A 13,600-nucleotide genomic window follows, 5' to 3' on the forward strand; every position below is an offset into this window, starting at 1 on the left:
TGGCACGGCACCTCGCGGCGTTGTCGCCTCACCCGAGTACGCCCAGTACGCGGCAGAGGCTCCGCCTTGCGATGCACCGCACCAGACGCCGCGGCCTGATCCGGGCTGATCCAAAAGACACGCCCTACTCCTCGAAGTACGCCGCGAGCAGCACGACGTCCTCCTCCGACAGCGGGTCGTCCAGACCCTGCGGCAGCATCGTGCGCACGATGTGGTCGACGACCGCCTCGGGATCGTGCCGGGCGGCCCTGGGGACGCCCGCGGCGGCCGCGTGCAGCCGGGTGAAGGCGCGGTCCATGGGCTCACCGGTGCGGTGCAGCAGCCCGTCGCTGTAGAGCAGCAGGGTCTCGCCGCCGGCCGGTTCGATCTCCACGCTCGGCGCTTCCCAGCAGGCCAGCATGCCCAGCGGCGCGGACAGCGAGGTCTCCACGTACTCGGTCCGCAGATCGCCGAGGATCAGCGGCGGGCAGTGGCCGGCCCCGGCCAGCACGATCTTGCGGGCGAAGGGGTCGGGGATACCGCCCGGCATCGGGGGTGCGGGCGGCCCGCCCGGCGCGCCGGGCGGCGGCTCGGTGAAGGCGAACAGCGCGGTGGCGCTGCGGGCCGGCTCGGTCAGCCGCAGCAGCAGTTCGAGGTCGGAGAGGACCGCGACCGGATCCTCGCCCTCCATGACGGCGTAGGCACGCAGGGACGCCCGCAGCCGCCCCATGGCCGCCACCGCGCTCGGCCCGGAGCCGGTCACCGAACCGATGGCCAGTCCCAGCGCGCCGTCCGGCAGCGGCAGCGCGTCGTACCAGTCGCCGCCCCCGCGCGGCCCGCTGCTGTGCCGCACCGCGAGGCGGACGCCGGGGACCCGCGGCAGCCGGTGCGGCAGCAGCTCCTCGCGCAGGATCCGGACGGCCTGCCGGGTGCGGTGCAGCTCCAGGAGGCGGGCGAGGTGTTCGGCGGCGTGCGCCCGGTAGAGGCCGATGAGATGGCGCTGCCGTTCGGTGGGCGCGGCCGGTTCGTCGTAGAGCCAGACCGCGGCGCCGGTCCGGCCGATGGGGTCGGCGGTGAGCGGCACCGCGTAGCTGGCGGCGTATCCGAGCCGGGCCGCGACCTCGCGCAGGCGCGGGTCGAGGTCCTTCTCACCTGGGATGTCGGGTTCGGAGATCTCGGTGCACGGTCCGGCCGCCGCGCCGCGGGCCCCGGGGGGACGGCCCGCGTCGCCCGCCGGGTGCCGGGTGTCGTCGAGCGGTCCGGTCCGGGTGTCGTCGCCGGTGGCGCCCGGCTCCGGGAGGCCGTCCAGTATCCGCGCGTACGCCAGGGCGCGGCGCGGGATGGTCTCGATGGTGCCGATCTCGGCGTGGCCGAGGCCGAGGCCGACCGTGGTCTCCGGGCCGAAACCGTCCGCCGGGGCGAGGACGACCAGCCCGCGCCGCGCCCCGACCAGGGAGGCGCCGGCGCGCAGCAGCTCGTGGAGGGCGTCCTCCACCGTGCGGGTGCGCGCGAGCTGTCCGGTCAGCTCGTGCAGGGTGCTGAGGTCGGAGATCCAGCCGGCCAGCCGGTCCTGCACGGCAGCGAGGTGGTCGACGACGGAGACGTCGGGGGCGTCGCCGGGGGCGGCGTCTGACGTGGTGTCGAGTGCGGGGTCCCGCAGGGCGCCCTCAGGGGTGGGGGGCGAGCCGTCGGACGGGGGGCCGGCGGTGGGGTCCGCAGAGGCTTTCCCCACGCGCGCGTCGACAGTGTGCGTGGGGGCGGGAAGAGATGGTTCGAATCCAGCCACTTTCGGTACGTGCGGGGCGGTCATGGCTGGCGGCTTTCGGTGCGCCAGCTGGTGCCCCAGGTCAGGCCGCTTTTTGGTAGGGAGTGCGGCATTTTGTTGAGTGACGTTGTGCGGTGCGGTTGGCCGCCCAATTTCCTCAATAGCATCGCAAACCCCCATGTCATGCTGCTCCGCTATCAATGCTCCAGATGTACACGCATCAACGATGTGATGTCCAGCACTCTCCCCATGGGGTTTGTGGTGTCCGCGAGGTCTGTAGATTGGCCTGAAAAAAGCCCCCCAAGCGTCAATTTGAGGTCGACTGACGGCGATCAGCAGCGCGTCTTCACCACAGTGGCGGGTACGTACTCGGAAAGGTGCGGGGCCAGTTGGGGCCGCACCGGAACTCTCCGGCGGACACCGGCGTCTAATACGGCGACGACCGCGACGCACTCCCAAGAGGCGGGGGCTGCACCACAAAGGCGCAATCGCCATGTGCGCGCCACCCCCCGCCATGTTCCACGCTCGGCGTACGGCGTGATGCGCTGCCTTGTACACGCGGTGAACCAGTGATCCACGTGGCGTGATCGAGATGCGATCGACCCCGGGTTGCACGGCCGGGCCGCAGGAAACGCCCCACCACGGCTTGAAGCGGCACGGCACGGACAACGGCGAACCGGCAAGAAGTGCCATGTAGTGCGATGGACGAAGCCCTCGGCGTTAACGGAAAGGAACGAGCGCTCATGCGCGAGATCCTCGGAAGGCGACGCAAGCTCCTGTTCCGGCGCGGCGGAAGGTCGGCGCTGCTCGGTGCGGCGCTCCACTGCGCCACCGAGTGGCAGTGGCCCGTACTTCCCGGTGTGGGGATCAGGCCCGCCGGCCGGCAGGCGGCCGGCGCCCGGCTCGGCCTCGGCGAGCGGACCGGCCGCCGGTGCAGCTGCCCCGACCCCGATTGTGTGGTGCCCGGCGCGCACCCCTTCGACCCCGGCCTGATGGCCGCCACGACCGATGCCCGGATGGTGCGTTGGTGGTGGACGAACCGCCCCGATGCCCCGATCGTGCTGGCCACCGGCGGCCGCGCGCCCTGCGCGGTGAGCCTGCCCGCCGTCGCCGGCGCCCGCGCCCTGGCGGCCCTGGACCGCTTCGGCGTACGCCTCGGCCCCGTGGTGGCCACGCCCACCCGCTGGTCCCTGCTCGTATCGCCGTACGACCTCGCGGAGTTGGGCGAGCTGCTGCACTCCCAGGACTGGGTGCCCAGCTCGCTGCGGTTCCACGGCGAGGGCGGCTATCTGGTGCTCCCGCCCTCCCAGATCGGCGCGGGCCGGGTCCGCTGGGAGCGGCCGCCGGCCTCCCCCAAGCTCTCGACTTCGTTCCAGCAGGGGGGACCCCCATCCTCGGCCGCGCCCTGGCTGCCGAAGGTGAGCACGATCGTGGACGCCCTGGTCATGGCGAGCACCAGCACTCCCGACGGCGGCAGCCGGCTCGCGTACTGACCTCCGCGGATGCGCCCGTGTGCCCGTCCCGCCCGGTCGGCGGATGAGCGGAAACAACGCGCGGGCGGATCACCCGTTCGGGTGTGACCGGCCCGGACAACTACGGGGAAGCAGCGTCCGGGTGCCCGGCGGCACCTTCACCGCCCGATAGGTTCGGCCCACCGTCAAGCCGCCGTCAGCGGCATCTCAATCGCAGGTGGGGGCCATGCAGCGTGCGCAGAAACTCCGCATGACCGGTCTCGCCGGCGTGGTGATGCTCGCCATCGCCGTGCCGCTGGGCACCGCAATGGCCGGTCCGGCCGACCTTGCGGCATCGGGGACGGCTGGCACGTCCGAAAACCGCTCTACGGCCAAAAGGGACATCGCGCTTGATAGTGGCGCCAAGTCGGACATGCGCCCTGCCGTCGCCCGCGCCCGGACCGCCACCGGCTCCCCCGCCGGCCCCGGCCTGCCGCCCCGCTCCGCCCGTACCTCCCGCTGCGGCCCCCAACTCACCACTCCCCAGCGGATCGAGGCCCAGACCTGTGTGCTCGCCGAGGGCGGTCTGACCTGGGGGCGCACGTACTATCGCAACCGCACCGGCGGTCCGCTGCGTGCCGCACTGACGCTGCTGCGGCCGGACGGCACGACCGTCCAGGTGAACTGCGAGGTCTCGGCGGCCGACGCGCCGGGGTTGTGCGAGACGCCGACCGGGGCGACCGTGCGCCGGGGCGGGCCGTACCGCGCGGTGGCGGAGTTCTCCGACGCGGCGGGGGAGCGGCTGCTGCTGCGCTCCGGCAGCAACTCGTCCGTGGGAGGCAGGGGTTCGGGCCGCTGAGGACACCGGGCCGCAGGCGGCCGGGGCCGGCCAAGCGGAGCACCTGACTCCGGACATGGAAGCGCCCGGTCGCTGGCGACGGGGGATGCACCAGCGACCGGGCTTCTAGAACCGTAACAAGAGATCGGCGGTTCGCAAATTCGATCGTGGAATTCCGGACGCCTATTTACCGGCAGGTACGGGGAGTTGTGACAGGCGTCACGCCTGAGGTCCCCGGAGGCGTCCGGTCCGCACGGCCGACGGGTCCGGTCAGCTCAGGGTGACCTGGCGGTTGGTGAGCCCGCCGCGCGCCCGGCGCTCCTCGGGGGTCAGCGGGGCGTCCGTCGCGAGCGCCTCGGCCAGCCGCTCGGCGAACGCCTCGGCCGGCTTGGCGACGTCCTCGGCGCTCATCGACGACGGCAGGTCCCAGACCGGCACGACCAGGCCGTGGGCGCGGAAGGAACCCACCAGCCGGGTGCCTTCACCGAGCGAGGAGGCGCCCGCGGCGTGCAGCCGGGCGAGCGCGTCCAGCAGCCGCTCCTCGGGGTACCCGGTGACCCAGCGCAGGTGGTTCTTCTCCGGGGCCTCGCACCAGTACGCACCCTCCAGGCCGGGGATCCGGGCGGTGGGAATGGCCGCCGCGTTGGCCCGCTCCAGGGAGGCGGCGACCTCGCCGGTGGCGTTCTCGGCGTTCTCCATCCAGAACTCGAAGCCGGTGTGGACGGCCGGTTCGAAGGCCGCGTCCGGGTCGAGCAGATCCTGTAGCCGCGGACCGTCGGGGGCCGGGCGGCCGGCGGCGACCGGGGTGCCGGGCTCGGCGACCAGCGCGCGCTGGAGGGTGTCGGCGAGGTCGCGGCTGAGGTCGCCGGAGGCGGTGTCGTTCTGGAGGCCGAGCATCACCGCGCCGTTGTCGCGGCGCAGCGCGGGCCAGGCCATCGGCAGCACGGTCGCCAGCGTCACGGACGGGACGCCCTCGGGCAGCCCGGCCTTCAGCGTCAACTCGGCGGTGGCGGCGGGCACCAGCTCGCGCAGTGCCACCCAGTCGGGCTCACCGGGCAGGCCCTCGAAGGGGCGCTGCACCAGCTCGGTGGCGGCATGGGCCGCCTGACGCCCGTGACAGGCCTTGTACCGGCGGCCGGAGCCGCACGGGCAGGGCTCACGGGCGCCGACGACCGGCACCTCGCCGTCCTTGATCTGCGATGCTGCGGCCTGGGGCTGGGGACGGCGCTTCTTGGCCATGGCGACGGTGTCTCCTGGTCGATCCTGGGCGGTACGGACGCGTTTCGGCGCGAGCCTAGAGGATTGCGTACGAGGTCGCGCTCGGCCGCGCGCCCGCCGTGTCCCGTCGTGCCGCTATGGCAGTTCGTCGAAGTCCGGGAAGCCCGGCAGCGGCAGCCTCGTGCTCAACCCGGCTCCCGTGGTGAGCGAGGGCGGCAGATCGGGCGTCAGTTCCACGCGCGTAGCGAATGCGCCTTGCAAGGAGAGGGCCGCCCAGACCGTGACTTCGCCGACGACGGTGTCGTGGACGCCCCAGTCCTTGGCGAGCGAGCGGATGATCGCCAGCCCGCGGCCGCCGCGCGCCGTGACCGAGGGAGTGGCCGGAAGTGGCCGGGTCGGGCCGCCGCCGTCCGTGACCGCGACGGTCAGTCTGCCCTGCGCGTCGATACGCCAGGACGCGCGGACGGAGGCCACCGGAGCCTCGTGTGGCTCGGTCGTTGCGGAACCCGGTGATCCGTTTTCGTATATCGGACGCGCATGGCGACACGAATTGCTCAGCAGCTCCGAAAGAATGAGGACCGCGTCATCGACGACTGTGTCCTGAACTCCACTTGCCAACAGCTCTTCTCGCATGCGCCGCCTGGCCATGCCGACACCCACAGGACCATGGGGTACGGCCATGATCGACGACGCCGGCACCTCTTGTGCCACCACCAACGCCACCCCCGAGACCTCCTTTGCCCCACGCCACGGGATGGATGCCCCAATGGACTGGACCGGAAACCGGCCAAGCGGCACATGGTGACGCATTGGACACGATCGAATACGGGCCGAATGCGCCGGTGCACACCCTGTGAGGGGCTCTACCCAAGGCCGAGTTGGATTCGTACCTGCTTGGGGCGATTCGTAATCACCGCATCCACCCCCAACTCCTGGCACAGCTCGACATCGGCGGTGTCATTGACGGTCCAGACGTGGACGCGGTGGCCCGCGCGATGCGCCTTGGCGACGTAGTCGGGGTGCGAGCGGAGGATGCGTATCCCCGGGCCCGCGATGCCGACGCCGGGCGGGAGCCGGCCGTCGCGGTGCCGCGGCGTGAGGAATTGCATCAGGTAGACGCCGGGGATGCAGGGCGCCGCGGCCCGTACGCGGTGCAGTGAGCGCGCCGAGAAACTCATGACCCGGACCGAGGGCGTCCAGTCGGGGCGCATGGCCGGATTCGTGTGCCCGAACCGGGTCAGCAGCTCGACCAGCCGCTCCTCCACCTGTCCGGCCCAGCGCGTCGGGTGTTTGGTCTCGATGGCCAGCTCGACCCGGCGGTCCGCATCGGCGACCAGCTCCAGCAGCCGCTCCAGTGTGAGGACGGAGGTCCGCTCGGGGTCCTCGTGCTGCCGGTCCGGCGCCTCGTTCGCGAACCCGTCGTTCGCGGAGCCGTCGCCCTTCCAGGAGCCGAAGTCGAGCATGGCCAGGTCGGCGAGCTCCAGGGCGGAGACCGAGCCGCGCCCGTTGGACGTGCGGTTCACCCGTCGGTCGTGCACGCAGACCAGATGCCCGTCCGCGGTCAGCCGGACATCGCACTCCAGGGCGTCCGCCCCGTCCTCGATCGCCTTGCGGTAAGCCGCGAGGGTGTGTTCCGGGGCGTCCTCCGAGGCGCCGCGATGGGCGATGACGGAAATGGCGGGACGGCCCGGACGGGCGTCCTGAGCAGGGCGTGCATAGGTCACCGCGTTATCGTGCCATCCGCCACCGAGGGGCCGCCGGGCGCTTACCCAAGGTGCCGGAACAGGGGATGCGCCGGTTTTGTCCGGCATAAAGGATGAGGGGACAGTCACAGCCTCGGCTTACGGTGCTCTGACGCGCAGTGGGAAAGGGTGGTAGGGAGACTCCGCCCGTGTCGCCCCGCCCGGATCACCGGACGGGCCCGCGGTCGGGGCTCGCGCAGGCCGGGTGTGCGGGACGGGACCCGCGGACCACGGCCGGCGGCCCCGGACCGGCGGACCGGGACTCGCCCGTATCGCCGGGATCCTTGATCCTGGAGTACCGGGTTCCCCGGCCACCGGCACGAGGAGCTGTACGACCCGGAGGGCCCCGGCCCGCCGGACCGGAACAACCGCATCACCCGGCGGACCGCGAGGCCCGCCGGCCCAGTAGAACCGCACCACCCGGACGCACCCCCAGGGTCCGGCCGACCTGCAAGCCCCGGAAGAAACGGCCCGCCCCGGACCTCGGGCATGGATGAGATCCGAGGCGACAGGGAAGCAGCCTGCCAAGGCCGTGGGAGCCGACCGTCATGAAGCTGAGGAGAGAGCTGTGAGCACCGAGAACGAGGGAGCCGCCGTCCCGTCGGAGGCCAAGCCGCCGACCGGGCCGCAGCCGGACAGCGCCCCCGCGTCCGCCTCCGGCGCCCAGGCTCCCGACGCCCCGTACGCACCGCCCCCGCCGGGCTTCGCCCCGACCGCCGGCTCGGCCCCGGGCGCCGGACACCCTCCGCAGCCCGGCTTCGGCCACCCCGGCGACGCCCCCACGACGGAGCAGACCACCCAGCTCCCGCCGTACCCCGGCCCTGGCCAGGGCACTCCCGGCGCGGGCGGCGGCTGGGGCCAGCAGCCCCCGTACGGCGGCGACCCCTGGGGCGTCGGCAGCCCCGCGCCCAAGCGGCGTAACGGCGGCCTGATCGCGGCCGTCCTGGTGGCCGCGCTGGTGGCCGGCGGTGTCGGCGGCGGCATCGGCTTCTGGGCCGCGGGCCAGAACGACAACGCCTCGACGACGGTCTCCGCGTCCGGCGACCCCGGGGCGCTGAACCGCAAGCCCACCTCCGTCTCCGGGATAGCGCAGAAGGCGCTGCCGAGCGTCGTGACGATCGAGGCGCAGGGTGCCACCGGTGAGGGCGGCACCGGCACCGGCTTCATCTACGACAAGCAGGGCCACATCCTCACCAACAACCACGTCGTCGCCAGCGCGGCCGGCGGCGGCAAGCTCACCGCGACGTTCTCCAACGGCAAGAAGTACGACGCCGAGGTCGTCGGCAACGCCAAGGGTTACGACGTCGCCGTGATCAAGCTGAAGAACGCCTCCGGCGCCCCGCTCAACCCGCTCCCGCTCGGCAAGTCCTCCAACGTCCAGGTCGGCGACGCCACCATCGCCATCGGCGCCCCCTTCGGCCTGTCCGGCACGGTCACCACCGGCATCATCAGCGCCAAGGACCGCCCGGTGGCCTCCAGCGACGGCGGCGGCAACAGCGCCTCGTACATGAGCGCCCTCCAGACCGACGCCTCGATAAACCCCGGCAACTCCGGCGGCCCGCTGATGGACGCCGCCGGCAATGTCATCGGCATCAACTCCGCGATCCAGTCGGCGGGCAACGGCGGCGGCCTGGGCGGCGAGTCCCAGCAGTCCGGCAGCATCGGCCTGGGCTTCGCGATCCCCATCGACCAGGCCAAGCGGGTCGCCCAGGACCTGATCCGGACCGGTAAGCCGGTCTACCCCCAGATCGGCGTCCAGGTCGGCATGCGGGAAAGCGGCGACGGCGCGACCATCGCCCAGACCGGCAACAACGGCTCCAAGGCCGTCACCCCGAACGGCCCCGCCGACAAGGCCGGCCTCCGCCCCGGCGACACCATCACCAAGCTCGACGACACGGTGGTCGACAGCGGCCCCACCCTCATCAGCGAGATCTGGCAACACAAGCCCGGCGACGACGTCACCCTCACCTACAAGCGTGACGGCAAGGAGCACACCGCCCATGTCACCCTGGGCCAGCGCACGGGCGACAAGTGACGCGCTAGTCTGATCCCGCGACACCCACGCGCCCTGCGCACGGGTGCCGCGGGGAGGCTTGCCCGAGCGGCCTAAGGGAACAGTCTTGAAAACTGTCGTGGCGGCAACGTCACCGTGGGTTCAAATCCCACAGCCTCCGCAGAGGTAGGAAAAGTGCAGGTCGGAGCGGGTTCCGGATTTACCGGAGCCCGCTCCGACTGCGTTTGCTGTCTCACCTCATGCGCCCGGATCTCAGTCGTGACCAGGGCGTGTGGCCAGCCTGTGGCCAGGATTCGGCCGGTGGCGCGACCTCACTCTGTGGTGGCGGCTTCCTCCGACACCCCCAGGGCGTCATCGATGAGCTGGTTCGCCCGGTGCTCCTGGCCGCGGAGGATCTTCGCGTAGAACTTCCACAGCACCGCGATGCTGTGCCCGGCCCGCCGAGCGACTTCCACCGGGTCCACTCCAGCCTTGATCCAGAGCGATACCCCGGCATGCCGCAAGGAGTACGGCACTTCTGCGAGGGGGCTCGCCGCGTCCTCGGCAGATAACGCCTTCTCCCTCGCCTTCTGCCAGACCTCGGCGTACTCGGTGGATCGCACCCGGCCCCCGCGGGTCGCGACGAACAGCCGGCCATCGGGAGCGGTGCCGTACGTCTCCACGTGCCGACGGAGCATCACCACCAGGACGGGCGGGATGGGGACCGGCCGGGTGGTCTTGCGCGCACGGCGCTTGAGCCCGCGGAGCTCGTACGACTTGCCGTCGTCCGTCCAACCCGCGCCGACCTCTGGACGACTCCTGTTGAGGACGAGCTCGCCCCAGCCGGTCGCGGGCAGCTTGCAGTCCCGTTTGCTGAGCTGGGCCACCTCCGAAGGGCGCATGGCCGCGTAGTACATGCAGCCGAAGAAGCCGTACAGGTGCTCTCCCCGCTTGCCCTGGTCTCGCACCGATCCCAGCAGGGCCCGCGTCTGCGCCGGGTTCGGCACGTAGCGGAAGTCCACCTCGTCGTCGGTTGCCGGCGGCTCCCAGTCGATGCGCGAGAGCGGGTTGCCGGTCAGCAGATCCCGTTCAACGGCGTATCGCAGAGCGTTGTTGAAGGCGGTGCGCTTCCGCCGGACCGTGTTCTCCGCTGCCTTCTTGCCGTCCAGCTTCAGGGACAGGGCCGTAAGTGCTCGCCGCAAGGTGTCTGAGTCGTTGAGGTCGGCGACCTTCAGGGAGTGCTTGGCGACCCATGCGAGTGCTGCCGAGATTTCGGCTGGTGGTTCTGTCGCGTCCTTGCGGGCGATCGGTTCGCCTTGGTCGTTTCGGATCAGCTCTCCCTCGCCGTTCCTGGCGGCCTGGAAGGCCCAGGAGTGCAGCGCGTGGCGAAGGGCCTTCGGATCCGGGCGGGTGCCCTTCGAGGGCGAGACCAGCACCGGCGTAACGGTGGCGAGGGACTCCGCGATGTTCGCGCGGTGCTTGGCGGCGATGTGGGGCCACTTCATCAGCGCGTATGAGCAGGCATGGTCGTACCAAGTGGGCGACTTCAGCTCTCGCAGCTCGGAGAGCGGGAGGCCAGTCTCGGTGTCGAACTGTTCGCCGCTGCGTACTGCGGCCATCAGCTCCGAGCGCCGGCCGTCGGCCTGGGTCCTGGACATGAACGGCTGCTGCTGCTCAACCCCGCCGACCAGCCAGCGCAGTTGAAACGGAGCGCTTTTGCTGTTGCGCTTCCGGATCCCCCAGATGCGCACCTCGTAGGTATGCAGTGTCGTCTCCTCCAAAAGGGAGAGGGGCCTGCCGATTTGGCAGGCCCCTCGTGGCGCGTTCGAGCGGAGTTAGGCGGCTTCCTCGCACTTGGCCCACCAGGCGTCAAGGTCCGCGCGGCTGATGCGGATTTCGCCGTTCGGGAGCTTGCTGTGCTTGGGCGCCTGGCCGCGGGCCCGCATCCGGTAGAAGGCGGCGCGGCTCATGTTGATCTCACTGAGGACTTCGGGAAGCTTGAGCCTCTTGCGGCTGGACACTGAGATGTCTCCTCTAAGGCAGGTCGAACGTGCTGCGTGGCCACGCAGCGTGAGAGTGGTGTGGTCCGGACGCCGTGTTGGCGTGGAAAGTGTCAGCAGTGTCAGCGAAAATCGCTGACCTGCAAGAACGTTGGTGGCAGTCCCGTCAGCAGGTGTCAGCAGTGTCAGCAAAAACCGGCTTGCTGCTGACGCTGCTGACGGCCGCTGACGCGTGTCAGCGGGGTGAAGAAGCAGGTCAGCGATTTCTGCTGACATTGCTGACGTTCTGCGGGGCTACGGAGTGTCCAGCGACGCCTTCAGGGCGGGGTGGACACGAAACGTGACGCTGGCACTGCGGCCCTTCCCGCCCTGGACCGGCGGCGTGTCGGGGCGGAGGTAGCCGTGTTCCTCCAGGAGGCGCAGCGCGGGGTCGATGGCGTCGGTGCGTCCGCGGAAGCGGCGGTGGGCAGCTACGACATCGCGGCGTTTGACGGTGGTTCGGTGGGTGCCGTTCTGCTTGGGGCGCTGGAGCCAGGTGAGGATGTGGCGGGCGTCTTCGGTCGCGGGGTCGGCCGCGATGAGGTCGAAGACCGCCAGGGCGTGGGTGGTGTAGTAGGCCGCGATGACGGCGGCGCGTTCGACGCACTCGGCGCTGACGGGGTCACCCCAGCCGTTGGTGATGCGGTCGGCGAGGTGGAGCAGGCAGGCGATGCGGACGGTGGCGCCGACGAGCTTTCCGGCCCAGTCGGTGACGTGGGACAGCGGCTGGTCGGGACGCAGCTTCTCCTCGACTTCCTCCTGGAGGCGCTCGACGACCGCGTCGGCCTGTGCGGACAGGGGCACGGTGACGGGGTCGGGGAGGTCGGTGAAGGTGCGCACCATCGCTTCGAGCCGGGCGTCGTAGATGCTGCTGACGGCCTCGGGGATGGGGTGGGTGCGGATCTTGCGGTAGCCGAGGTTGGAGGGCGGCAGGGCGAACAGGAAACGGGCCAGGAGCCCGCGGTCGCGGGCGCCGGGGGTGGCGGCCAGGTCCTGGAGGACGGCGGGTTGGGGCGTGACGCCGATGGTCAGGGCGGGGCGGTCGATGGTGGGCTGGTCGCGGGTGATGCGGTCGGTCTGGAGACGTTCGCCCTTGTGGGCCTGGAGGAAGACCCCCAGGTTGGGACGGGCGCTGTAGCGGCCGGCGATGATGTCGAAGAGGTCGCCTTCGGGGGAGAGGGCGGCCAGGCACCGGTGAGTGGCCAGCAGGTGAGTGAGTGGTTCGGGGGTGATGTCTCCGGAGACCGTCAGCCGCGGGGCGGGCGGTACGTGGATCTCGTCGGCGAGCATGCGGGCCGCGGAGGCTTCGGCGACGAGCTGCTGGCGGTCGACGGTGTCGCTCTTGCGGGCCTTGGACAGCAGGGCGTCGACTTCGGCTTCGGCGGCTTCCTTGGCGGTCTGTGCCTCGATGATGCCGGGCTTGGCCTGCTGGGCGAGTTCGTCTTCGATCCGGTAGATCGGCGCGGTCATCGCGGAGAAGACGTCCGACTTGCGGGAGGCGGGCGGCATCGCGCAGACCAGGTAGAGGTTGGACTGCTCGGTCCAGCCGGGGCGGATCTGGACGTGGACCCGGCCGCCGGCGGCGGTGGACAGGGCCGCTAGACCCATGGTGGCGGCCATGTCCGGCGGGGTCTGCGTGAACTCCGCCAGGGCTACTACCTGTTCGCGCAGCCAGCCGGGCAGCGCATCGACGGGGAAGTGGGGCAGCAGAGCGTTCTCCCCCAAGGGAGTCGGCTCGATCCAGGTCCGCTGCTCGGCGCCTTCAAGGGCGGCCAGAGCTTCGGCGCGGGTGGCATCGGCGGTCAGTTCGCCGGCGCGGGCGCGCTGGCTCAGACGGAGGCCGGTGGCCTCCAGACGCCGGTTGTCGGCCGCGTCGCGGGCGATGGCGGCGTAGTACTCGCCGTTGCTGGCGGTGGGCACCTGCTGGACCAGGGAGTGGAGGTAGGAGGCACCTCCGACGCGGTTCAGGTCACCGGTCGTGCCGAGGTAGGCAGTCACGGTGATGGGGTCCACGGGTTCGTCACGCTCGTGCATGGTGATGATGGCGCGATGGATCGTTTCGTGCGCGGGACGGTAGTAGTCGCTCGTGTCGAGAACGGCCGTGATCTCTGGAATCACGGCGGAGGAGAGCAGCATCGCTCCGAGCGCTGCTTGTTCGGCCTCGATGGCGTGGTCGTGCGGTCCCTCCCTCAGCGGGTGGACGCTGGCGAACCCACCACCGGAGTGGTGCGTTTCGGGGGTCGGTTGGGTCATGCTGAGTGTCTCCAGTTCTGTTGTGAGGGCTGGGAGACCAGGGCGGGCCGTTTCTCGCCAAAGACCGCGGCCCGCCCTAGCCATGCCTAGGGGTGGGAGGGTTCCGGGCAGGCGCCCTGCTGGGCTCCCCGGTCCATCACCGGGCTCCCTTCGGGGCGCCGGGGACGGGGCGGGTGGAGGGGTTGCGGGTCCACCCGCCGTCACGCTCGCTGTACTCGCGTACGTCCTCGGGGCGTTCGCCGACGCGGCCGGGGTCGCGGGTCGGCATGGTCTTGCGGAGTGCCACGATGGGCTCCTGTCTCTTCGGAGATGGGCCCCGGGC

The 13,600-nt window shown here is 71.2% G+C and carries 11 protein-coding genes and 1 tRNA gene; 4 read left to right on the plus strand and 8 right to left on the minus strand.

The window, feature by feature from the left end:
* Positions 1–124 precede the first annotated feature (124 nt).
* Positions 125–1,789 carry a PP2C family protein-serine/threonine phosphatase gene (locus CP981_RS20220; RefSeq protein WP_085924621.1) on the minus strand — a complete coding sequence of 555 codons (1,665 nt, stop codon included), beginning with the start codon at positions 1,787–1,789 and terminating at the stop codon, positions 125–127.
* Between the two features lie 698 nt (positions 1,790–2,487).
* On the opposite strand from CP981_RS20220, the gene CP981_RS20225 reads away from it, so the two are divergent.
* Positions 2,488–3,237: a bifunctional DNA primase/polymerase gene (locus tag CP981_RS20225; RefSeq protein WP_085924622.1), complete on the plus strand. Its 750-nt coding sequence runs from the start codon at positions 2,488–2,490 to the stop codon at positions 3,235–3,237.
* 205 nt (positions 3,238–3,442) lie between these two features.
* The gene (locus tag CP981_RS20230; RefSeq protein WP_085924623.1) at positions 3,443–4,054 is read left to right on the plus strand and encodes a hypothetical protein; all 612 of its coding nucleotides are present in this window, start codon (positions 3,443–3,445) and stop codon (positions 4,052–4,054) included.
* 249 nt (positions 4,055–4,303) lie between these two features.
* Here the strand turns inward: CP981_RS20230 and CP981_RS20235 are convergent, their stop codons facing one another.
* From CP981_RS20235 to CP981_RS20245, 3 genes are all read right to left on the minus strand, one after another.
* Complete coding sequence (locus CP981_RS20235; protein WP_085924624.1) at positions 4,304–5,272, minus strand: DUF5926 family protein; 969 nt, start codon at positions 5,270–5,272, stop codon at positions 4,304–4,306.
* A gap of 114 nt (positions 5,273–5,386) precedes the next feature.
* Entirely contained in the window at positions 5,387–6,061 is a 675-nt protein-coding gene (locus CP981_RS20240; protein WP_341873683.1) for an ATP-binding protein, read from the minus strand.
* Positions 6,062–6,114: 53 nt separating this feature from the next.
* Positions 6,115–6,975, minus strand: coding sequence for a glycerophosphodiester phosphodiesterase (locus CP981_RS20245; protein ID WP_085924626.1), 861 nt, complete (start codon positions 6,973–6,975; stop codon positions 6,115–6,117).
* A 586-nt stretch (positions 6,976–7,561) separates the two neighbouring features.
* Here CP981_RS20245 and CP981_RS20250 point away from each other — a divergent pair.
* Both CP981_RS20250 and CP981_RS20255 read left to right on the plus strand, forming a co-directional pair.
* Positions 7,562–9,028, plus strand: coding sequence for a S1C family serine protease (locus CP981_RS20250; protein WP_085924627.1), 1,467 nt, complete (start codon positions 7,562–7,564; stop codon positions 9,026–9,028).
* A 52-nt stretch (positions 9,029–9,080) separates the two neighbouring features.
* Positions 9,081–9,167: transfer RNA gene (locus CP981_RS20255), tRNA-Ser, on the plus strand.
* A gap of 151 nt (positions 9,168–9,318) precedes the next feature.
* On the opposite strand, the gene CP981_RS20260 is transcribed toward CP981_RS20255, so the two are convergent.
* The 4 genes from CP981_RS20260 to CP981_RS37780 form a co-directional block, all read right to left on the minus strand.
* Positions 9,319–10,767 (minus strand): tyrosine-type recombinase/integrase, encoded by a 1,449-nt coding sequence (locus tag CP981_RS20260; protein WP_341873684.1) that lies wholly within the window; start codon positions 10,765–10,767, stop codon positions 9,319–9,321.
* A 54-nt stretch (positions 10,768–10,821) separates the two neighbouring features.
* Complete coding sequence (locus CP981_RS20265) at positions 10,822–11,007, minus strand: helix-turn-helix transcriptional regulator (protein ID WP_085924628.1); 186 nt, start codon at positions 11,005–11,007, stop codon at positions 10,822–10,824.
* Between the two features lie 273 nt (positions 11,008–11,280).
* Positions 11,281–13,278, minus strand: a complete 1,998-nt coding sequence (locus CP981_RS20270; RefSeq protein ID WP_158092644.1) for a DUF3987 domain-containing protein — start codon at positions 13,276–13,278, stop codon at positions 11,281–11,283.
* Positions 13,279–13,414: 136 nt separating this feature from the next.
* The gene (locus CP981_RS37780) at positions 13,415–13,564 is read right to left on the minus strand and encodes a hypothetical protein (protein ID WP_158092645.1); all 150 of its coding nucleotides are present in this window, start codon (positions 13,562–13,564) and stop codon (positions 13,415–13,417) included.
* Between the last annotated feature and the right edge of the window lie 36 nt (positions 13,565–13,600).

Source organism: Streptomyces platensis, assembly GCF_008704855.1.
Lineage (GTDB): Bacteria > Actinomycetota > Actinomycetes > Streptomycetales > Streptomycetaceae > Streptomyces > Streptomyces platensis.